A 19,321-nucleotide genomic window follows, 5' to 3' on the forward strand; every position below is an offset into this window, starting at 1 on the left:
CGAACGGCAGAACCCTCCGGTGCACAGGGTAATATTCAGTGCTTGAAGCATTTTTCCCGACGCCAATAAAGAGACTGCTGATGCGGTCTCTCAAATAACCTGAAAGGTACGATAGCCCTAACGGTCGGATTGATGAGGCCGCGAATGCTGTCGGCATCATTGGCCTACCGCGAGACTAAGATATCGAGATCGTCGGAGAGACTGATCAGCCCTAGATCAAACATCCAATGGGCCGCGCCTGATAACGCGATGCTATTAGTGAGGATTTCAGGTCTGTTCGCCTCGGTAGGCTTGATGTGGGCAGCCTCCACCTCTGCGCCCGCCGCCGTCGATGAGCTTGAGGCGTGTGATCACACATCGTTCTTCATAAGCCTGAAGAATGAGGCGTCGAAATAGCCGATCGCTGAAGACATCAAGCAAGCATGCCGCCTACAATCAGACGACCCTTTACGAGGCCTGGAAGCTGGCCATTCAGCACTATGGCATCTTCAACCCACACACCCGCTGCAGCGTGATCAGGCGCTTGTTTCAGCATGGACTGCATAACGTGTCCGGGATGTGCTTACGACCCATATCCTGAAGCAAACCGGATCCTATGAACAGGCAAGCTACGCCATTCAGGACACGCCGGATATGGTTGCCCAGCACTACGGGCGTTTCCTGCCTCAAGATAAAGCCGCGCTGGCGGCGAAAATCCTGAACAGAGTGGGAGAGCGCCCGCGGCAAGCGACCACAGGCGCGAATTATGAGGTTGATCAATCGGCGCCAGAACCGCCCTCCTCCTCATATTTGAGCTCTGGCGGTATGTTCAGTGCCTGGCAGAAGTCTTCCTGATGCAATCGGTCAATGCGCCCGTCGCGTGTGCGCGCCCGGTCATAGCGCTCGATGAGTAGGAATGCCGTCGCTCCACTCCATCGCATTTCCACAGCGGGCACCGGCAGGTTCAGGCGACCGCCGAGACGCAAGCAGAATAGCTCGTTCTCGACAGTTCCTTCCAGACCTTGGATGACCGGCTTGAGAATATGGGTCGTCGGCCACCCGCCCCTAGCCAGCCCGATAGCGTCGCCTTGCACAATGACCGTGAGCTTGTCCTGAGCTCCGGCAAGTGAAAGGTGCACCACTCCTCCCGCCAAGAATAAGACACACCGAGACAATTTGCAGTTGAAGGGGCCAGAATTTTGAACTTATCTGTTTTGATTCCATCCTGAGAGATAGGTAACGCTTGGTAACGGAGGCATGGATTACACTTTTCGCTTTTTTTGGGAGGTGTCGATGCCGCGGAGAGCAACTTCGGGCATGGATGAACGTGGCGGCCATGAACTTCTTTCAGGTGGAAAAGGGCACGCCCCTCGGTGGGATCGAGACACCATTCGACCTACTGTGCCGTAAAGCCCGTGACATCGATGAGCATCGGGTTGAGAGGCTCCGGAAGAGGCGCCGTGCTGAACATGGCAAGCGGAAACGACGATATGCCAAGCAGGCGATCCAGATCCGTCATCAGCAGCCGTCCCGACGTATCGAGCGATGCCAGCATGCGTCCATCGGGGGAAATCGAGAGCCGCGTGACGAGCTCACGATGGCCCAGCAGCGCGATAGGGGAGGTCGACGATGTAGCCGCACTGCCGGATGTCAGCCGCACGACGCGCACCACACTATCTATTCCCGAATAGGCGAAGAGATCGCCGCGCGGCGACAATGCCACTGCGGATGTGGCCCAGTGCGAAGGCAGCAAGTAGGACAGCAGGCGATCCGTGTCATTTGGTGCGATCCAGGTCAGGCCCGCACGCGTTCGGTAGGCAGCGAATGCCGCCGATGTTCTGGCCCCCATTACCCCATCCAGATTCCCATCATACAGGCCAAGAGCCTGCAGTCTGGTCTGTGCGGCCAGTATTGAGAAACGGTGCACGGACCGCGGGATACCGGCGAGATTATAGGTACGGAAATACGGCTGGTCGTTTGCGTCGAGCCGCGAAACGGATATGCCACCGCCCTGGTCCCACAGCAGAAGCACACGCCCGGCACGATCCATCATCAACCCTTCTCGCCGGGCAATCGGGCCGTATAAGACTGATTGCGCACTGGTGCCCCCCGCCATGAAAAGGACGCTCCGCGCGGTCGAGGAGGGAGGGTCTGCTCGCAGCCGATGGACGACCACGGTTCCATCCGCTGCCGCGGTCGCGAACGTGACGCTTGTATTTGCCCGATAAGCCTGACTGGCGATTGCAAGGATGGGACCGGAATGCAACGTGATAGCAGGCTCCTTGCTCTGCGGCTGTAACGAACCGACCTCGGACGCAAAACGGAACGCTAGAACCGCGCCGCTGTCATACCCGGTGACGACATAAGGCTGCCCGCTGATCATAAAGCTCTGGATTGCGGTCAACCGCGATAGCGCGCCGGCCGCCGGCCGTACAGATTGAAGTCTCACGCCCGCACGGAACAGGGGGACGAAAGACACGTTCCCGCCCAAGCTGTCGGAACCGGGCCGGACGGGGTGAAGCACGTCGGCCACCCGGAAGGCAAGGCCCCGGTAGGCGGCGCCCGTCTGCAACCGATAGCCGGCATAGCCATGTGTCATGGACGCCCAGACGGCCTCGGAACTGAGGTTGGTATCGGAGGGAAATATCTCCACGATCCGACCGGGAGCATAACGCTCCGGGATCGTGTCGGACGAAACGACGAGCGTTCCATCGCGCCGTACATTGACGAGGAAGCCTTCGGACGTGCCGACGACGAGCGGGCCGGCGTCAGTGCTGGTCCAGGCCATTGTCGTCACATAACCTGACCCGCCGTCAAGAATCGTCAGGCTGTCGGGAACCTCGATCTGAATGTCGTCGAACCAGTGGGACGTCCAAACGGCAACCAGTCCGGACAAGGCAACGGCTGCCAGACCTCCGAACAGGACGGGTGAAACACCCTCAAAGGACGAAAGGAGCCGGGCGAAATATGCCGCCGCTTCCCTGACTAACGAGAATCGATCGCGCTGTTGACGATCTTCGGTGCCGGGGCTTTCCATATCGAGGGGTTGTGTCGAGGTGGAGGAAGACGTGGCCGTACTACTGAATGCCCGATCGCGCGACGCGGACTTGGCGGTTTCGCCTTTCTGGTCGGGATCATGGGCGCTCATGACGAAGCCTTCTCGACCGGTATTCGGGTGTCGCGGATTCGGCGCGCGAACCAGCGATAGGCACGGCCGGGAAGCGCCCGCACAGCCGGGAACATCATGAGAGTAGCAAGGCCTGCGCTCGTCACGACGAAAACAAGCGCAGGAAACCAGGCGCCGTTCGGTTGTGGCGCGTCGGCGGCAGGAATAAGCCAGAAAGCGACGCTGGCCCAGACAACAAGGACGGCCATTCGCCCGACAGCCAGGGCAATCCATCGCCTGAAGTCCTGGGGCACCGAGCGAAGCGCTTCGACCTCCGGAGGCATGCCGGCCCTGAAGCCGATCATGGTGTCATCGGCGGCAAGCTTCTGGCCTCGCCAGTCCGCAAGCCAGACCGGTAGCAAGGCGCTGTCGTCGCCACCCGGCATCGTGCGCTCCAACAATCGTTCGATGGCCGCACGGGCGGCCTCCCTGTCATGCGAGCGCGCATTTTCGAACACCGCCACCCGCAGCCAGGCGGGCATGCGACCTTGTCGGAACCAAGGCAGCAGGCACAGCCGATCTAGCAGGCTCTCGGAGAAAAGCGGCATCTGAACGGCAACGGCCTCGGACGGCACCACCTCCGCATTCGGCATCGCTTTGCGTTTCAGCTGTACCCCGAGCCACAGCGTCAGATCGAACCGCATATGCGGATGTATCGCGGCGGCGACAAACCAGGCGTAACCGTGCCCGAGCCACAGTTTGAGTGAGAATATCAAGTCCTCGACCATGTCTGGCGACGGCTTCTGATCGGACGTCAGGGCGATATTCTCGGTAACGAGCAGCGGTGGCGGAACCGGTAGCGACTCCTCCGTCAGCATCGATGTCATCACCTTACGCCAGCAGGCCACACGATCGTTCCAAGCCGCGAGCTTTCGCGCCTCCGCCAACGGTCGGCGGCCCTTCGCGTCCGGGGCATCGAGATCGAAGACGAGCGCCAGATCGCCCAACCCCGCCAGCGTCGCGCGGCCCACCGGCGCATCAAGCGAGGCGGCAAGCCGATATTCCCGACTTCCCCAGGCGCCGATAGGCGTCGGCGTGAGTATCATCCGGCGCGGCCAGGCCGCGAGCTCGCGCTGCAGATAATCGAGCGGCGTCGCGGTCAACGGCTCGAGCAATTCGTCGCCGTCAGTGAGCAGGACAAGGACGGCCCCGAAATGCCGTTCGGCCAGCCCCCTCAGGTCGAGCGTGGTCGTCGATCGCGGTTTGCCGATACCGACACGCCCGGTCGCGGTCAAAAATCGTGGATCGGGGCTGTAGTCATAGGCGGTGACCGACAGGCCGGTATTGCCGAAGGCGTTCACCAGCCGAAGCGCCCTCGCCCGCTCATGGTCGTGGCGGTGGCGGCGGCGAATGAGAAAGACGAACTCGACCGCCCGGCTTCTCGGCCGCATGACCGTGACGAAATCGCCGGCGGACTGCAGCGTCGCCCGTATGCTGCGGGCGGCATCGAGCCGATTGCCGGGCCGCGGCTCCCGGAAACCCACCAGTCTGCGCGCGATCAGCGAAGCCGAGGGCAGTGGCGGCAGGCCTGCGGTGCCGATCTGCATGACATGCACCTCCGCCCAGGACCCTGCTGCCGCCCGCCGCGCATCGCGTCTGGCGATCGTTTCCTCGCGCGTGCGTGCGAGAGCGGATGCGAGCGGAAGGGCATTTCGGGCCCGCCAAACCCAAAACAGCCCCGGCAACAGGATCAGAATCGGCAGAAGGCGGTAGGCGCTGAACTCTCGCGCAACCACATTTGACACGTCGGGAACGGTTGCGAAACCACGCGATTCGAAGTTCGCCAGGAACTCCGACAGACCGGGCGGCGTGTTTGCGGCGTCGTCACTCAGCAGCGTCGACATGTCGTCTCCCGATCCGGGCGCAAGCCGCTCGGCGACGACTAGGGCGTAGTGACGAACGGCAAGACCACCCTCTGCAGTCGTAGGGACCGGCTGATCTGCAGCGAGCGGAAAGCGGCGGATCATCTCCGCAAGAAGATGAGCTGGGGAACCAACCTGGCGAAAACTAGCCGCGAAGGTGCGCGCAAGGGTTTTTGGCGAGGCAGTGCCTGGATGCTCGCGCAGGGTCGCGACGGCGATCGTCAACGCATCCCCATAGGCGCGAGCCAGTGCCGATTGCGTTGGCGTCGGCTGTCCGAGATCGGAGCCGATGCGCGTCAAGGTGGTTTCCGGCCATGCGTCGGTGTCGACGATCGGAGGCGTCGTGTTGCGGGGAAGCACAGCCAGGGTGACGCCCACCGCCAGCACCATCAACCCCATCATGACCAGAGTTGGCATCGATCCGAGACGTCGAAGCGGTTTGTCGACAAGCGTCGTCAGACGCGCCTTCCAGGTGCGGCCAATTGTCGGCGGAGGGAAAGTCAGGTCGTAAGCCTCGCCAAGCGCCGAGGCCAGTTCGCTCGTCTCGGCCAGAACAGGCGCCAGTCGGCTGAGCCAGAAACGCCGTGTCTCTTCGTCTTGTGAAATTCCCGCCGCCGTGACCGCGATGCAGATATGCAGCGCATCGAGCCGCTGTCCGGGCGTTACACGGCCGAACGCCGTCCCGAGACCGCGACGGATACGAATGGTCTCATAAGTCAGAATCAACCGTTCGAGGCTTGATCGATCGAGAACCTTATCGGCCATAGTCCGTTCCCTTCACGCGGAGGTGCCGCTCACCAGATGACCGAACAAGTCCTTGTCGCGCTTCAGCTTCGCCAATGCGGGGCGGGTCTGGGCAATATCGCCGCCGCCCCGTACCGCCATGATCGCCGCAGCGTCTAGAAGTTCCGATATGCCGGGGCGCTTGTCGGGTTCGAGCTTGCGAAAGTTCAGCACAAGCTCGACAAGCGCATCGCGTCTCTTGTCGCTAAGGCTGTGGTCCGTCGGGACGAGACCCATGCGGATCAAGCGCGCATGGAGGCCGCTGTCGACGATGCGCCTCAGCATCGTCTCATCCGGAAACGGTATTTCGAAAAAGACGCAGCGCCGAAGGAAGGCATCCGGCAATTGCCGCTCCTCGTTGGAGGTGATCACCACGATAGGCCGAATGGAGCGAAGGATGAGATCGCTGGGCGGTGTCTCCGGGTCCTTGGGATCGGAAGGAAATTCCCGGACGCGAAAGCTCATCGCTTCGATTTCCTGCAACAGATCGTTGGGAAAGTCGCGCGGTGCCTTGTCGATTTCGTCGATGACCACGACCGAGGCTGACGGCGCCGAACCCGGCTTACGAGAGCCCGCGTTCCTGCCACGCAGCAGATGGGCAATATCCGAATATTCATGTGCATCGAGAATGGCCCGGCCAAGCGCCTGGAATTCGACGTAATCGCCGACGTCGAGCTCAACCGGCAGCGGCGCACCGGGCGCCGCTTGCGCCTGCCGGACAGCAAGCTGGGCGTCGCGAAAGCGCTTCAATGCATCATAGACGTAGAAGAGCTCGCCGGCTTCGGAGTTCGACTTGCTGGTGAAAAGATGGACATTGTCGATGTCCAGCTTGCGGGCGATGGCATAGCCGAGTTCGGTCTTGCCACAGCCCGGTTCGCCGGACACGAGCAGCGGCCGGCCGAGCTCGATGGCCACGTCGACGGCCGCAACCATGTCGCTGGTGAATTGATAGGATCTGCCCTTCTCGGTCTCTCGCCCATTTTCCAACAGCCGCCCCGCACCCGCCGCGGTGCCGCTGTCTTTCCACGCCATTTCCAGTCGGCCGAATTTCATGATCCTCTCCTCATGATATCAGGATCCGCGTCCCGTATCAGTTGATCGATGTCGTCGCGGAGTTCGTTCACAAGTAGCGCCATCCGCTGACGGCGGCTGCTTTGAAAAAGCTTGTCCATCTCGCTGCTGAACCTCTCGTTCTCGCCCCATGTTTCCCTGAGAATCTTGCACCAGGGCGCCAGATCGCTCTTGGCGATGTCCGACAGCTCGATGCAGACGCCGAAACCCGGTGGGGGCGCGGTTTCCGGCCAAAGGCCGGTGAAGCTATCGATTATGGCCTGCGCCGACGGCATTTCTGGAACGGTAAGGCAGATCAGACACTGCACCATGCCGGAGGTGTCTCGGAACCGAGCACCGAGCGCGCTGACCAGGTGCTCAACCAGAGCCCGCTCGGAATTGACGTCCATGCCCTCTTCATAACCTCCCATGAAGACGATGAGCTGGCTGCCGTCCGTGTCGATGTCGGATACGATCGTGTCGATTTCGTTCTCCCGCCGCTTCGCATGATCGACGGCCGGCCACGACTCCGTACGGCTGTTGAAGGTGCGGGGTAGTTCGCCCTTCGACAGACCTCTGCGGACCTCGCCCTCGCGTTTACTGTCCGTGGGATGCAGAGACAGATATTCCAGTCGCGTCGCGAAGAGCTCCGGCTTGTCGTCTTCGCGGCAGACGATCACATGCACCTTCGGCACGGCAGTCCGGCCATCAACTGGTTTGGCCTCTGCTGCCTTCCGGAATTTGATCTCTTCGATCTTGCGGTCCATCAGACACAGCACGATGTCCCGCCGGCGAGCCACGTCAACCTTGTTCGCGATGCTTGCGGAATTGGCGGGCGGAGGCTCCGTGAACAGCGCGTTGACGAAGCCGTCATCCTGCAAGGCAAGCCTGATGTGATCGACGATCCGGTCGAGTGGCACGAAGCGCTTCTGGACCGTGTCGTCTTCCGTGTGGCCTGCATTGTGCAGCCCGACAAAAGCAAATTCCCGAGTGAGGTTGAAACACGGCCCTCCGGACGACCCCCGCGCGCTTCGGGCGGTGTGAACGAACCGATCGTTCTGCCCTAGAATTTCCACGATCTCGCCCGTTCCGCAGCGCAGAGGCTGCGGCCGGTGTTGAAAGTTGGTGCCTTGAGGATGCTGGAAAAGATAGATCTCTTCTCCCTTGTCGGACCGGGTCGGATAGCGCGGCAGAGCGATCCAGCCACGCAGAGCGCCATCACTCGCGGGGCGCCGGCCCATGGGAGTGTTGAGCTGCAGGATCGCATAATCGAGATGATCCTTGTAGAAGACGCGGGGCTGGCCTTGGATATCGCCTGGCGATGGGGGGCTGAAGCAGCGGTCCACAACACACTGTACCCCTGCTTCCATTCCAATTTGTGCGGGTTTTCCCGCTTCGGTCTCGGCATAGTCGAAGATGCAGACCGTATCGTTGGGTGGCGCCGCACCGATAAGATGAGCGACGACATGATGAGCCGTCAGGACCAGGTCTGCGCCGATCAGCACGCCGGTGCCGTGATGAGCACCCGAAACGATGGCGCAGACCGACCGGGCCGCGAGCTGCAAGATCGGCCCTGCAATCATGGGATTTGACAGCCGACCGCCGTCTTTCAGCACCTCGTGCCCCTTCCGCTTCTCGCATGTTCATTGGGATGCTCGGCTCTTCCGTTTCATGGGCATCCCTACCGCCGAATATTCCCGACTATTTCTGCACGCCTTCATCGAGCCTGATCTCAAGCTGCGCCGGTTCGGCGCCGAGATCCTCATCGATCCTGCCCTCCATTCCGTCGCTCGACCGCGCTTTGATCACGAACTGGCCCGGCGGCAGGGAAAGCCGGAACTGCCCATCGTCGTCGCAGACCACGGCGATCTCCGGCGTCGGTGCTGTCCCAGACGACACCCACACCAAGGCGCCACCCGCCGGCCGGCCGTCGCCGTGGGATACGCGCCCCGTATGCAGCACCCGACGTACGGCCGTGACCATCACAGGTTACCCTCCGTTGCCGCCTCCGTGCCCGACCGTACACCATTTCTCGATCTGTTCGACGACGGCGGGAATGATCCGCGGCGCCGAGTTCACGCGCATGTTCATGCTCGCAGGCGTTCCGCCGAATCCATAGGCATGGATGCCGACCACGATCGGCTGGGTTTCGCCCTCGCGGAAAATGAAAGCCGGACCGCCGCTCTGTCCACCCGATGTATCGACATCGTAGAAAATCCGTTGTGGCGTGACGGCGCGGATCCGGTTCTTCGCCCAGTAAAGCTCCCGGCCGCCTCCTGGCGTGGCCGGATATCCGCCGACATTGACCAGATATCCGACCAGTTCATCGTCGGTGAAGGCGCCGACCCTGAAGACGCTGTCAGGACCGATATCAAACGGTGCGTCGAGATGAATTGCCGCGATGTCGAAATCCGGGTCCTGCGCGGATATCCAGCGGTCCACCGTCGAGAACCGGGTCGCGACGGCCTTGTCGTAAGGTCTGATCTCTCGTTCGCGGCCGGGAATGACGGTGATCTCCTTCGCCCAGCCGTTCATCTGGTTCTTGTCGAAGACGCAATGACCGGCGGTTATGACGGTTGTTGGTGCGACCAGCCAACCCGTGCCGACATAGGTGCCCCAATCGGACTCGATGGAGAGCGAGCAAATCATGCGCCAGGGTGATTCCATGGTGTTGACGATCCGAGTCCTCTCATCGACGTCAAGCACGGATTCGAGACCTGTCTGCTCCGGCGTGACCAGCGGCGTTGCGGACTTGCCGACGACCACCCGCCGCAGCACCATGGTCGAAAGCGCCGGCGGCTGCGCCGCCGCGGGCGTGATCACGGTCTTTTCCGCCACCTGCGATGGCTTGGCCGGCAGCGGATCGCCCTCGCGGCCCGCAGCACGGACCGGACTGTTCACAGATTTAACTTCCATCACATTGTCCTCCGTCGGTTTCCAAGTCTTCATCAAGATCGGACGCAGCATCTGCTGCAGTCCGGCATAGGGAAGTCTTTGCAGAGCCGGTGGGCCGCGACGCAGGAAAACGGCGACCCACCGGCATTAGGCCGCCCATGGAGGTACGGCGGCCGTTGACAGATATGGTCCGATACCGGTTGTCCCAATCAGAGGGCATTCGCCACATCGTGGCGCAGCGTCCCCAGCTGCGCGAAGAACCGGTCGCCTGGGCAAAGGGTGCTCTTGCACTGCCGGTGCCCGATAATGTCATCGGTACTCATGTCATACTGGTTGCAGAGCCACGCGCAGAGCTCGACGAGCGCCCGCCATTGCGTGGCCGGCGGCAGCCCGGTCATGTAGGTGCCTTCGTTCTCGATGCCGACATAATCATTGTTGCAGGCGGTGTCGGCATGGGCGCCGAGAACATGCTGGCGCCCTGCCTTGGCCGCTTCTAGGCTGCGGTGCCGACCTTCGAGGATGTGCCCGCCCCGGCTGACAGTGAAATGCTGGCCCGTATCGTTCCATTTGCGCTTCGGGCCCATATGGAAGTCCTGGATGGTGCGGGCGAGATCTTTGGCGTGGGCAAGCGATATATCCGAGACATTGGCGCTTGCTGTATGGTGGATGACGATACCTTTCGGCTTGTGGTTCAGGAGCGTGATGGCGGCTTTCGGCGGACGCGCACCCCACGAGGCGGTGCCGTGAATCGCAGGCCCGGCCGCGAGAGCGCCCGCTTCAAGCCCGGTCCCGACGTCGAACCTGGATATCGGAGCCGATTCTGCCCAGAAGCGGGTCGATGCTTGCCGGTTTCCGGAGCAGCCACAATCCGCATCGTGCCTGACGTGTCTGGCCGAGGCCGGGCGTGACCGCACCATCGCGTCGCCCGCTAGCATTTCCAGCCCTGCATCAAGATAGTCGTCGTCCTTGCCGGTTTCTACCGCCGACTCGAGCATGATCGAATGCGACTCGCCGCCACGATAGGCTTCCAGCGCCAATTGGGCGTAGCGTTCACGGCTGGGATAGTGCGGAATGCCGGCGATCAGGAACGTTCGCTCGAAGACGCGCACCGCGCGAACCAGATCCGTTTCCCGGAGCAAGGCATTCCTCGCGTTCCGGTGGCTAGTCGACAGTTCGAGCTTGAGGAAGCCATAGTTGGCTTCGTCGGAATCGATATCGAGCCCGTGGTTATCGCACCAGGCTTCGAAGGCTCGACGGCGAGGGCCTGTCCATTGACTCCATCCGTAACCGCCACGACCGGCGATAGGACGTTTCTCCTGCATGGAGAGGAACCCGTTGCACTCATGCCCGAGATTGCCGAGGATCGCAGCGGCTTGGACGGTGCTGAAACTCAAGTCCCGCATCAGCTTTTCCATGATGCCCGGCGCCTTGGTAATGAACAGCCGATAGTTGGTCATATCCGTACCCTCCTTCAGCGCGTGCCGCGCCGCCGCTTGGCAACGGGCGCTTTTTCGGTCTTGGCGGCTACCGCGGCCGAAGACTGAGCGGCGGGCGCCGAGATGGGTGCGGGAGGTCCCGAGCGCAGTGCCGTGGCGATCGCGCGGTCCGCATGGACGAGCCCCCGACCATATTGATCGGGAGAGCCGAGCGGCGTCGCCGTTGTTTCAAGGTGCCGCTGGACGGCAAGCGGCAGCAGGCCGGGATACCGGGACAATAGAATTGCGCAGGCGCCAGCAACATGGGGTGTCGCCATGCTTGTGCCGTTCAGTTCGCGGTAGCCATTGGCGAGATATGTCGAGCGGATCGACACGCCGGGCGCGCATAGGTCGAGCTGCGGTCCACGATTGCTGAAGACCGCGCGGCGATCCGCCTGATCCGTCGCCGCCACGGCAAGGCACGCATCGTCGAACGCCGCCGGATAGGCCACGCGTCCGCCGTAATCGTTGCCCGCTGCGGCACACACGATCACCGCGCGCGACCGCGCATAAAGGACCGCGCGGCGCATGGAGTCGGTCGATTGCGGGCTGCCGAGACTCATGTTGATGATACGGGCGCCGTTGTTCGCCGCCCAGGTGACGCCGAGCGCGACGGAATCGCCGCGTGAATAGCCGTCGCGTGCCAGTACCTTGACGGCGAGCAACTGGGCCTGGGGTGCGAGGCCAACCACGCCGACACCGTTGCCACGCCGCGCGGCAATGGTGCCTGCGACATGGGTGCCGTGGCCATGGTCATCGTTGAACGAGATGCTGCCGGGGATGAAGGTGGCCCCACGTAGCGGTGCCGGAAGATCGATGTGGGGGCCAAGGCCCGTGTCGATGACCGCGACCGTGATCCCCTGCCCCTGATATCCGCGCCGCCAGGCCGCACGAGCGCCGATCCGGTTCAGGCCCCACGGGATCATTTCGCCCGTGTCGGCAGCCTCGAGCGTTGCCTCGGTCCAGATATCGCCTTGGGCATAGTAACCGCCGGGCGCTTCATTCACGAAGACCATTTCGGGTTCGGCATCGAATGTGGCGTCCAGCGCTGCGAGCGCCCTATAGATCGCAATCGGTTCGACACCGTCCACCGCGTCGTCGTTCGACACGGCTTCCCGGATGCCTGACACCGCGTCCTCTTCGCTGACATTGCTTTCGGGATAGACGGAAAGCACGCCGGTATAGGGGTTGTAGATCGGCACACCCTCCGGCGGTCCGACACCAGGGTCCAGATCGTCTATCGAAATGAAGTGCAGTCCCGTCTCCTCGCTGGCAACCGCCATAGTCGGCGCCTTGGCGCTGATCCGCGCGCAGACGCGGCGCACCACGTCTTCTCCCTGCGGTCGATGATCGGATTCATGGGCTTCGATATCTCGAAGCGCGTCGCGCCGCATGTGCCGGTCAGCGCTTTCGAGGGCCGCCACGACGTCGCTGCCGAGCTGCTGCTCAAGCGGAAACTTAAGCAAGATGTTGATCTGATCCTGCGCACGGGACATTCCTGTTCTTGACATGTCAGACTCCTGGCAATGCTGACGACTGTTCACGCGGGACCATTCCCGCGAGATCAGGCTTCAGGGTTTGATGTGCGATACTGCGCGGCCGCCTCGATCTCGATGCCGCCGCCGTCGGGCAGGCGTTTTGCCTCCGCGACCAGCTTCTGGACATCGGTGCCGTCAGGTACGGATATGCTGAGTGTCCAGGTGGAGTCGTTGAGGATGGGAACATCCTCGGGCGGCGCCTGGTTCAATTCGGAGAGTTTGACATAGCCGTCGCCGGTCCCTGAAGCGGCTTCACTGACCGGTGAATGCCGGGCGACGTGATCGACCAGAGCGCGTGCAAGATCCTGGTACTGGCGTGGTTCCAGCCCGCTAGGCAGAAGGAAGGTGACGTTGGTTCGCCCGTTTTGCACAGCCTCGTCCTCACCGCTGAACTGATGCGGAGAGAAGCTTCCACTTCCATCGTGAACTCAGCGTGATTGGACCGTGGCGGACGAGGCGAGCGGCCAGTTCACGCTGGGTTCACGGCAAGATGCTTTGTTCCACTCGTGCCCGGCCCGGTTGGGGCGCAAGCGGACAGGACGGGCGAATTTCTATTGCATCCTGTAATTATTGCTGGAATATTTTCTCGGTAAAGTAGATTTCGTCTTGTTGCGGCAGGTGATGTCAAGGGGTAGGCAGCATGAGCGCACATGGGGGAGCCAAACCGGCAAGCCTGGAGATTCGCAGTCCCGTCGAGACGGTGAAATCGAGTCTGGATTCGACGGCAGGGATGCGGACCGAGAATTTCAACCTGTCGACGGAGATGGCAGCGTCCGCGACATCACGGCACGCTTTTCGAAATTTCGGCGTCGCCGAGGGCGAGTCCGCCGACCAGATTTATCGTGGTCTCGATACTGCCTGGGAAACGCAGGTCATGTTCGCGAAACTGATGCGAAGAATGGCCGGGCCTTTTACGTTCGGCGATGGCGTGACGTCGGCGGTCGACAAGAATTTCAATCCCCGGATCCCGGCCGGCTACACCTATCTCGGGCAGTTCGTCGCGCATGACATCATCCGCAATTCGTCGCTGTTGCCCGAGCTCGGTTCGGTCGAGGTCAGTCACCGCAATCTTCGGGAACGGCCGCTCTGTCTCGATGCGCTTTACGGGCGCGGGCCCCAGATGGAGCCTGCACTCTACGAGCCGGCGGCACCGGGCGAAGGAGCACGCGCCACGCTTCGAATGAGCTCGATGGATGGTGTGCAAGTTGCGGGCTATGAAAAAGAGGGAAAATGCCCCTTCGGGTTCCGCGACATCCCGCGCTTTGGGCAAAACGACCTGAGCGGGCGACCGCAAAGAGGCCGGCCTGATATCCTGATCCCGGATTCCCGCAATGACGACAATGCGATGGTCGCGCAGATCACGGCGCTGTTCCATCACCTGCACAATGCAGTCGTCACGGCGCTGCGCGCGATCACGACCGCATTGCCGGAGGCCGTCGCGGATGCAGCGCCGAGAGGCCTGCATCTTTTCCTTCATGCACGCCGCATCACGACGCTTGTCTACCGTCGCGTCATTCGCGACGACCTGCTCAAACGGCTGCTCAGTGACGACGTATGGACGCTCTATTCCGGCAATGGTTTTATGCCTTTGGTCGATCGATCGCCGGATGGCGTACCGGTTGAATTCTCCCATGCGGCTTACAGATTGGGTCATTCCATGGTGCGCATGTCCTATGTCTTCAACGACGAAGTCCCGATGGGCGAAGGTATCCGCGATGCGCTGCGGCAGCGCTCGGCCGTGCGCTCCTACAAGTTCCCCGTGTCCAAGAACTGGATCGCCGACTGGTCCCATTTCTTCGACCTCGGCGGAAAGTCCCCGCAGCCAGGCCGCCGCATCGGACCGAGCTACAACGACATTCTTCTCTCCAACGGCATGTTCGGCAACACGTATATTGGAAGCGTACCGGGCGTCGTGCCCTCGACCGAGGATGCCAAGCAGTTCCCTGCGGCCGATATTTCGGGCCTGCTGCTTTCGGACCTGATCCGCGGCGTCGTAGGCGGATTGCAGACGCTCGATGGACTGATCGCGCGATTGCCTGATAATGTAGTCGGCAAGAGTAGCCTCCTGTCGAATCCCATGGAGCGCAAGGACCGGCTGAATGCGTGGCTTCGTGCGTTCGATGTCGGCTTCACGCCGACGGAACTGGCGCATCTGTCCGCCAATCCTCCCCTTCTGTTATGGCTGCTCTGCGAGGCGGCCTTCGAAACGAACGGTCAGTCGCTCGGGACACTCGGCTCGGTCCTCGTCGGAGACGTGTTCATGGCGCGTCTGATCGATCTCGACGACGAGGACGAGGCAGCAGCGGCGACGACCGCCCGATTGGCGGAAGACATCTTTCAGGGTGCACTGCCATCGACCATGCCCGCCGTCATCCTTTTCATCGCACAGATGCTGAAGCTGCATGACGTCATGCCGGCATTCGCAACAACCGTTTCGAAGCCAAAGTAAGGGAGAGTAAACATGTCTGATAATCTCGACGTTTTTCCGGAGCCAATGAAGATCCTCGATTTCGAGAAGGCGGGCCAGAAGGTCGTCCAATGGGCACAGGATCCGAGTTCGCGTCCACGCGATCTCGCGGAATTCAAAGAACAGCTTGCCGGGCTGGTCGAGGTGCCGGAACGGTTCAAGGAAATACAGATCATGCAGGGTTATGATCATGTCTTTTTCCTGCGCCTGCCGCCTAACAATCAGGTGACGCATTCGCAGAAGCAGCTCCTGGACGAAACCGACGACCTCAGCCAGTACGGCGTACCGGATTTCTACTTCGACGCAATTCTCAAGCCCGACGAATTCAAGCGCGAGCCCTTCTTTTATTCACGGATAGCCGACTACACGATCCGCGGTTGCCGGTAAGGCAGCCGCGATCAGCTGGCGGTCGGTCGGGGCCGGCCCCAGCCCCGCAAGTTCCAGTCCCTGCTGGAGATTGAATCTGACGGCTGCGTTGACGATCGGGAAGCAATGCAGCACCCAGCTTGCAATCCTCGTGTCCTCCGGATTGTCCTGGCCAAACCAGTTTGAGCGGATAAGTTGGGCGAAGCGCCGCGCTTCGATGCGGGCGGCCGCGATATCGCCTTCCAGTGCGAGTGCTGCGGCTTTCCATGCTCCGACATAGAAGGCGGCGTCTTCCGCCTGATCTGCGGCCTCAACGCATCCCCTGAAGTCTCCGGCAATGAATCGAATGCTCGCCTGATAGCCCCAGTGAAGCTTCGACACACCGAGGCCGATATCGAGGGCGCTGCGTGACAGACGTTCGGCGTTGTCGGCGTCATCGCAATAGGCAAGGCCGAGCGATGCGGATACGAGCGCCCAAGGATCGTTGCCATTGAGCTCACATGCCAGCAGAAAATTCATTGCGGCCTTGTCCGGCTGCCCGTTCATGGCGAATGACCAGCCGAGGTGCAGCTGGGTGCGAGAGTCGATCGGATCAATTTGCACGGCCTGCTTGGCCAGCCGGAGTGCTTCCGCCTGTATGTCGGGAGACCGGAAGACTCCGGGAAAGATGAGATGGCGCGAATTCAAAATGCCGGCAATGCCGGAATAGGCGGGAGCGAAATGCGGTGCCTCAGCGATAATAGAGCGAAACAGCTCTTCAGCCCTTGCGTCGTCCTGCGGTCGCCATCTGAAGATGAGTTCTCGCGCCTTGAGCCACTTGTCGAACTGATTGAGCGACAGCTCCGGCAAGGCTGCCATCTGCATCAGCCGTTCCGACGACATGTTGACATCCAGCGCGACGGCGATGCGGCGGATGATGCGCTGCTGGGTCTGATACCAGTCGCTCAATCCGATCGAGAATTGCTCGCTCCAGACGAAACGGCCGCTGGCGACGTCCTTCAACGTCAGGGCATAACGCAGCTCTTGGCCGTCGCGGAACACGATTGCTTCGATGAGAAAGCAGGGCCGGTTGGATCGCGGGACCGCCCGTTCATCCAGCTCTAGAATTGTCCAGTCGCGAAAGCGGACCAGCGATACGACCAGCTCGTGGCGGAAGAAGCGGATGAATGCCTGCGCCTCGCCCCTGACGCCCTGCGCATCGAACGAACCGACGAAAAGCGTCAGCAATTGCGCCGGCAGCGGGGCGTTGAGGCCAGTCATGCTGATGTCGATGTTGGGCGACGCGCCGATCTTGCCAAGCTTGATATCGACGACCAGATCCTGTGTTTTCTGCGATGGCTCAAGTTCGAATTCCTCGTTGAGGATGTCCCAAAGCGCCTTGTAAAGCCGAAGTGCTCCGGCGGTGTCGCCCAGACGGACCATCGCCTCCATCGCCGTCCGGCAACCAAGCTCATGAGTCGGATCGAGGTTGAGTAGAGCAAGGCCGATCTGCCTGAGAGATGGCAGGCTCGATTCCGTGGCGATCAATTCCTCGAGCCGCCTGACGGCGTGGTCATGCAGGCATTGGCGCTGCACGATCAGCCAAGTCCTAAAGGACGGATCGAGATCGTCGAACCCCGCCAGAAAATCCTCGAAAACGCGTGGCCGTTCCATAAGGATGGGGTGGACCGTACCCTTGTCCAGCGCCTGCCGAATATTGATGAGATCGCAATCGATTTGGGCGAGATCGAGATTCGCGCTGAGCCGATCGGCTCTGAAAGGGGAAGGATTGAGAGAAGAAAGCCTTTCTCGTAGGTCGCCGATCGTCTGGCGCAGGGACGCGCGTGCATTGTGCTCACTCGATTCGCTCCACAACAGGCCCGCGAGGCGCTCGCGCGACTCCGAACCATGCGCGGTGTTAGCCAGGTAGGCGAGAACGGCGATCGACTTGCGATTGTTTATGGGGATATCCTGCCCGCCAAATACCAATGTAGGTTTTCCGCAGGTCGTTATGGCCAGTTCACCTCGCCCAAGGCCCGGCTGGTTAGTTGCACCGGATTGCAAATGCCTTCCCACCATGACTGCTCCCCAACACACCGGAGATAGTCTAAAACAAATCTAATTCCGATGCATGATCAGAATCCAATCGCTCCAAGATTGAATTCGAGAGTCTCCGGGTCTGATAACTCGATGAGTAAGGTTGCAGGCCGGGAACGATGATTTTCGCAACAGGTATACCAAACTGATCCATTGTGAGATCGACCCGATACGCCTCGTAACCGGCAGCAGCCAGCCCGGAGGCCACATCTTCAGTCGTCCTGGCGCCGGGCTGTGACAGGTCGGCCACTCGTTCGCATCGAAACTGTTGAGCATCCTGTCTTACTGTATTCATCCGATTGTGGATCGACCGGTCCATATCACTTGCAGATTGCTTGGAACCGGCCATCCGGCTTGCGACGATCTCGTTGCCCAGCTCCATCTGGCACATTTCCCGGATCGCCGACTGGCATGCCCGGAACGGATCGTCGTCACAGGCGTAGCCTCCGGCAAAATTGCCGCCATCTCTGTCGAAAGAAATCGAGGCGACACACGCAAGGCCAAAATCGCTCGGAATTTGGTAGAGCAACGTCACGCGATCCCGCTGGTTTCCCCCTATCCGATGCAGCAGCTCATCTATACCCAATGCGGCGCACTGGTCATGCGTGATCCTCGCCAGCGGCCGCCCGCCGCGCCACCACATTGCGACCGCGTCTCGTTCAATGACCTCGAACATCGCGCCTCTAAGAGCGACGGAGGCTGTCGAGCCGGCCGCGCACCCGCTGCCCACAGCCCATCGATCGCCCTCGGTGGGGCGCAGTGTCAGACAGGCTGGTATCCACAGCTGGCGGCCATCCACGATCCGTTCGGCAAGGATCCAGTCGATGGCACGATCGGTCTCGACCCAATGCATCATCGCCGCCGTATGCGGGCCGCCGTTCCAGGCAATGGCCTCATCCATGGTCCCATGCCGCAGGCCGATGGTCGGGCGCTTGAACTGCGCGACATATTCGACACCCTCGCCAATGCATGACCGAAATGCATCACCGGGGGACAGGCCCGCACCGCTGATGCTGCTGGACATGTCCAGCAGGGGCGAACCGTCGATCCCGCGCGGCGTGATGAGCCCTCCGAAAAAGGCAAACCCCGGCGCTTGCCGCGAGCGGAGCCGGAAGACGCCGTCCAGCTCGGCCGTGGCCCGCAGCAGTCGTGCAGTGTCCAGACGCCGAGACTCCCATTCGGCATGTTCACCCTCCGCGCCCAGACCGACACCGTCGAGAAGCTGGGTCAATCTTGCGCGCTGAGCGTCATCGAAGCCCCACGGGCCATCTTCAAGAAAATCCGCAGCGGAACGAAACAATTGAAATGGATCGATCATGACCTGGGTCCGGGAAATAACTTGATTGCAAACAGACGGCCGGCATCTGCCGATCCTGGCCTAGGACATCGCGATTTTCCAGTCGTCCCGGAGATCGGCAAACCGGACTTCACGCTGAGTTCACGGCACCCTGATACCCCTTCAACGCACAGGGCGTTGCCAAGAAAGAGCAGCGCCACCGATCGACTTCAAGAATCCGTATGTTGAAAGCCTCGTCGCGCGCTGCGCTCCTGGTGATGCTTCCATTAGAGGCATCAAACCGACCCGCGCAACGGATCCCAAGAATGCACATGCATCGCAAATGCTCAATCATGCTCGTTGCAGGGCATGCTCGTTGGAGGGAATG

14 protein-coding genes and 2 pseudogenes are annotated in these 19,321 nt (G+C 61.3%); 3 read left to right on the forward strand and 13 right to left on the reverse strand.

Annotated elements, in window-relative coordinates; translation table 11 throughout:
* Positions 1-35 precede the first annotated feature (35 nt).
* Positions 36-411: pseudogene (locus AC1RWL_RS07120) on the reverse strand (HNH endonuclease); the annotation flags it as partial.
* On the opposite strand from AC1RWL_RS07120, the pseudogene AC1RWL_RS07125 reads away from it, so the two are divergent.
* Positions 398-714, forward strand: a pseudogene (locus tag AC1RWL_RS07125) (hypothetical protein); the annotation flags it as partial. The pseudogenes AC1RWL_RS07120 and AC1RWL_RS07125 sit on opposite strands and share 14 nt — an antisense overlap.
* Before the next feature lie 41 nt (positions 715-755).
* On the opposite strand, the gene AC1RWL_RS07130 reads toward AC1RWL_RS07125, so the two are convergent.
* The 10 genes from AC1RWL_RS07130 to AC1RWL_RS07175 form a co-directional block, all read right to left on the reverse strand.
* Positions 756-1,118: a HipA domain-containing protein gene (locus AC1RWL_RS07130; protein WP_493094049.1), complete on the reverse strand. Its 363-nt coding sequence runs from the start codon at positions 1,116-1,118 to the stop codon at positions 756-758.
* Positions 1,119-1,375: 257 nt separating this feature from the next.
* The gene (locus AC1RWL_RS07135; RefSeq protein WP_493094050.1) at positions 1,376-3,127 is read right to left on the reverse strand and encodes a peptidoglycan-binding domain-containing protein; all 1,752 of its coding nucleotides are present in this window, start codon (positions 3,125-3,127) and stop codon (positions 1,376-1,378) included.
* On the reverse strand, positions 3,124-5,772 hold the full coding sequence (locus AC1RWL_RS07140; RefSeq protein ID WP_493094051.1) for a hypothetical protein: 2,649 nt from the start codon (positions 5,770-5,772) through the stop codon (positions 3,124-3,126). The genes AC1RWL_RS07135 and AC1RWL_RS07140 overlap by 4 nt, the downstream gene beginning before the upstream one ends.
* A 12-nt stretch (positions 5,773-5,784) precedes the next feature.
* The gene (locus tag AC1RWL_RS07145; RefSeq protein ID WP_493094052.1) at positions 5,785-6,843 is read right to left on the reverse strand and encodes an AAA family ATPase; all 1,059 of its coding nucleotides are present in this window, start codon (positions 6,841-6,843) and stop codon (positions 5,785-5,787) included.
* Positions 6,840-8,456, reverse strand: coding sequence for a trypsin-like serine peptidase (locus AC1RWL_RS07150; protein ID WP_493094053.1), 1,617 nt, complete (start codon positions 8,454-8,456; stop codon positions 6,840-6,842). Before AC1RWL_RS07150 ends, AC1RWL_RS07145 begins: the two co-directional genes overlap by 4 nt.
* 85 nt (positions 8,457-8,541) lie before the next feature.
* Complete coding sequence (locus tag AC1RWL_RS07155) at positions 8,542-8,823, reverse strand: carboxypeptidase-like regulatory domain-containing protein (RefSeq protein WP_493094054.1); 282 nt, start codon at positions 8,821-8,823, stop codon at positions 8,542-8,544.
* 6 nt (positions 8,824-8,829) lie between these two features.
* Entirely contained in the window at positions 8,830-9,807 is a 978-nt protein-coding gene (locus AC1RWL_RS07160) for a trypsin-like serine peptidase (RefSeq protein ID WP_493094055.1), read from the reverse strand.
* Between the two features lie 137 nt (positions 9,808-9,944).
* Positions 9,945-11,192 carry a phage tail tip lysozyme gene (locus AC1RWL_RS07165; RefSeq protein ID WP_493094056.1) on the reverse strand — a complete coding sequence of 416 codons (1,248 nt, stop codon included), beginning with the start codon at positions 11,190-11,192 and terminating at the stop codon, positions 9,945-9,947.
* A gap of 14 nt (positions 11,193-11,206) precedes the next feature.
* A complete protein-coding gene (locus AC1RWL_RS07170; protein ID WP_493094057.1) occupies positions 11,207-12,706 on the reverse strand; it encodes a S8 family peptidase in 1,500 nt (499 codons plus the stop codon).
* Positions 12,707-12,774: 68 nt separating this feature from the next.
* Positions 12,775-13,119: a hypothetical protein gene (locus AC1RWL_RS07175; RefSeq protein ID WP_493094058.1), complete on the reverse strand. Its 345-nt coding sequence runs from the start codon at positions 13,117-13,119 to the stop codon at positions 12,775-12,777.
* A gap of 269 nt (positions 13,120-13,388) precedes the next feature.
* Here AC1RWL_RS07175 and AC1RWL_RS07180 point away from each other — a divergent pair, with 269 nt between their 5' ends.
* Both AC1RWL_RS07180 and AC1RWL_RS07185 read left to right on the forward strand, forming a co-directional pair.
* Positions 13,389-15,197, forward strand: coding sequence for a peroxidase family protein (locus AC1RWL_RS07180; RefSeq protein ID WP_493094059.1), 1,809 nt, complete (start codon positions 13,389-13,391; stop codon positions 15,195-15,197).
* 45 nt (positions 15,198-15,242) lie between these two features.
* Positions 15,243-15,602, forward strand: coding sequence for a hypothetical protein (locus tag AC1RWL_RS07185; RefSeq protein WP_493094060.1), 360 nt, complete (start codon positions 15,243-15,245; stop codon positions 15,600-15,602).
* Here AC1RWL_RS07185 and AC1RWL_RS07190 read toward each other — a convergent pair.
* Together AC1RWL_RS07190 and AC1RWL_RS07195 are read right to left on the reverse strand one after the other, a co-directional pair.
* Entirely contained in the window at positions 15,564-17,639 is a 2,076-nt protein-coding gene (locus AC1RWL_RS07190; protein ID WP_493094061.1) for an AfsR/SARP family transcriptional regulator, read from the reverse strand. The two genes, AC1RWL_RS07185 and AC1RWL_RS07190, sit on opposite strands and share 39 nt — an antisense overlap.
* A gap of 28 nt (positions 17,640-17,667) precedes the next feature.
* Positions 17,668-18,975 carry a YcaO-like family protein gene (locus AC1RWL_RS07195; RefSeq protein WP_493094062.1) on the reverse strand — a complete coding sequence of 436 codons (1,308 nt, stop codon included), beginning with the start codon at positions 18,973-18,975 and terminating at the stop codon, positions 17,668-17,670.
* Positions 18,976-19,321: the final 346 nt, after the last annotated feature.

Source organism: Shinella sp. GW821-FHT10F02 (genome assembly GCF_058809275.1).

Excerpts from the sequence above, each read along its gene's own strand:
- AC1RWL_RS07135 (WP_493094050.1), bottom strand. The coding sequence starts at position 3,127 with ATGAGCGCCCATGATCCCGACCAGAAAGGCGAAACCGCCAAGTCCGCG.
- AC1RWL_RS07140 (WP_493094051.1), bottom strand. The coding sequence starts at position 5,772 with ATGGCCGATAAGGTTCTCGATCGATCAAGCCTCGAACGGTTGATTCTG.
- AC1RWL_RS07145 (WP_493094052.1), bottom strand. The coding sequence starts at position 6,843 with ATGAAATTCGGCCGACTGGAAATGGCGTGGAAAGACAGCGGCACCGCG.
- AC1RWL_RS07155 (WP_493094054.1), bottom strand. The coding sequence starts at position 8,823 with ATGGTCACGGCCGTACGTCGGGTGCTGCATACGGGGCGCGTATCCCAC.
- AC1RWL_RS07160 (WP_493094055.1), bottom strand. The coding sequence starts at position 9,807 with ATGCTGCGTCCGATCTTGATGAAGACTTGGAAACCGACGGAGGACAAT.
- AC1RWL_RS07165 (WP_493094056.1), bottom strand. The coding sequence starts at position 11,192 with ATGACCAACTATCGGCTGTTCATTACCAAGGCGCCGGGCATCATGGAA.
- AC1RWL_RS07170 (WP_493094057.1), bottom strand. The coding sequence starts at position 12,706 with ATGTCCCGTGCGCAGGATCAGATCAACATCTTGCTTAAGTTTCCGCTT.
- AC1RWL_RS07180 (WP_493094059.1), top strand. The coding sequence starts at position 13,389 with ATGAGCGCACATGGGGGAGCCAAACCGGCAAGCCTGGAGATTCGCAGT.
- AC1RWL_RS07185 (WP_493094060.1), top strand. The coding sequence starts at position 15,243 with ATGAAGATCCTCGATTTCGAGAAGGCGGGCCAGAAGGTCGTCCAATGG.
- AC1RWL_RS07190 (WP_493094061.1), bottom strand. The coding sequence starts at position 17,639 with ATGGTGGGAAGGCATTTGCAATCCGGTGCAACTAACCAGCCGGGCCTT.
- AC1RWL_RS07195 (WP_493094062.1), bottom strand. The coding sequence starts at position 18,975 with ATGATCGATCCATTTCAATTGTTTCGTTCCGCTGCGGATTTTCTTGAA.